At 77.8% G+C, this 1,653-nt stretch carries 2 protein-coding genes; both read left to right on the top strand.

Annotation, left to right across the window (positions count from 1 at the left end):
- On the top strand, positions 1-570 hold a 570-nt coding region (locus F2B26_RS16135), incomplete at its 5' end, for a CpaE-like family protein (RefSeq protein WP_159811082.1).
- Between the two features lie 65 nt (positions 571-635).
- A partial coding sequence (locus F2B26_RS16130; RefSeq protein ID WP_235929725.1) for a TadA family conjugal transfer-associated ATPase occupies positions 636-1,653 on the top strand: 1,018 nt, incomplete at its 3' end.

Genomic DNA, 1,653 nt, shown 5'->3' with positions numbered 1-1,653 from the left:
GCCGGGCTCGACGTGCTGCTCGGGCTGGAGGACCGGCCCGGGCCGCGCTGGCCCGACCTCGTGGGCGCGGGCGAGCTGCCGGGTGAGCAGGTGCTCGACGTGCTGCCCCGGTGGGGGCCGTGCGCCGTGCTCTCCAGCGACCGGCACCGCCCAGGGGCCACCGACCCCGCCGCGGTGGAGGACCTCGTCGCGACGCTGGCGCCGGCCTGCGGGACGCTCGTGCTCGACCTCGACCGGGGCGATGTGCTGGCCGGACGCGCACCCGTCCGGTGGTGCGACCTCGTGGTGGTCGTCGCGGGGCGTGACCTGGCCTCGGTCGGTGGAGCCCTCGCGCTGCGCGCGGCGCTCGGAGCGGTCGCCGGCCGCACCGGACTCGCGGTCCGCGCGGTGCCGGGCGGGCTGTCGGTCACCGAGGTGGCCCAGGCCGTCGGGCTGCCGCTGCTGTGCCGGGTGCCCCACGAACGGGGGCTGGGTGCGGCGGCCGAACGCGGGGCGCTGCCGGTACGCGGACGCGCGGCGCGGGCCGCCGGGCAGGTGGCCGTCACCGTGCTCGACGGGCGGGCGGCATGAGGGCTGTGAGCGGCGCTGCCGCTGCCGGGCCTGCACCGGAGTGGGGGCCCGGACCTGTCGAACCGGTGACCGAGGTCGGGGCGGACGTGGTCGCCGCGGTCCGAGACCGGCTCGGGCCGTCCCCGACCGAGGACGAGCTCGCCGCCGCCGTCGTCGCCGTGCTGCGGCAGCGCGGCCGGCTCGTCGGCCCACGGGCGCTGGCCACGACCGTGCGCGCGGTCCGCGACGAGGTGCTCGGCGCCGGGCCGCTGCAACGGTGGCTCGACGACCCGCTGGTGAGCGACGTGCTGGTGAACGGGCCACGTCAGGTGTGGGTCGAGCGCGCCGGTCGGCTCGGCCGGGTCGACGTCGACCTCGGGACCTCCGCCGCGGTGCGGGCGCTGGCCGTGCGGCTGGCCGCGACGGGAGGACGGCGGCTCGACGACGCGAGCCCGGCGGTCGACGCCCGGCTGCCCGACGGCACCCGGCTGCACGCCCTGCTGCCGCCGCTCGCGGGGCCGTGCACCGTGCTGAGCCTGCGGGTGGTCCGACCCCGGCCGTTCACGCTGCCCGAGCTGGTGGCGTCCGGATCGGTGGCACCGCGGCTGGCGCCCGTGCTCACCGCCCTCGTCGAGCGTCGGGCGAACCTGCTCATCACCGGGGCCACCGGGACGGGGAAGACGACGCTGCTCGGTGCCCTGTTGGGGCTGGTCGACCCCGCCCAGCGGGTGCTCGTGCTCGAGGAACAGCCGGAGATCGTCGTCGACCACCCGCACGTGGTGCACCTGGCCACCCGGGAGGCCAACGTCGAGGGCGCCGGCGCGGTCGACCTGCCGGCGCTCGTGCGGCACGCGCTGCGGATGCGGCCGGACCGGATCGTGCTCGGTGAGTGCCGCGGGGCCGAGGTGCGTGACGTCCTGGCCGCGCTCAACACCGGTCACGAGGGTGGCTGCGCCACGCTGCACGCCAACACCGCCGCCGACGCTCGCCTGCGCGTTCGCCATCGTGTCGGTCTGGTGTCGGATCGCCACGAGCTGCACCGTGGTGAACGCGCCCACCCCGGCCAGGAGCGCGGTCGCGGCGAGCGCGAGCGACATGATCTTC

Source organism: Cellulomonas citrea (assembly GCF_009829685.1).
Lineage (GTDB): Bacteria > Actinomycetota > Actinomycetes > Actinomycetales > Cellulomonadaceae > Cellulomonas > Cellulomonas citrea.
The sequence above is the reverse complement of the archived record's forward strand: the minus strand, read 5'-3'. Positions and strand labels throughout refer to the sequence as shown.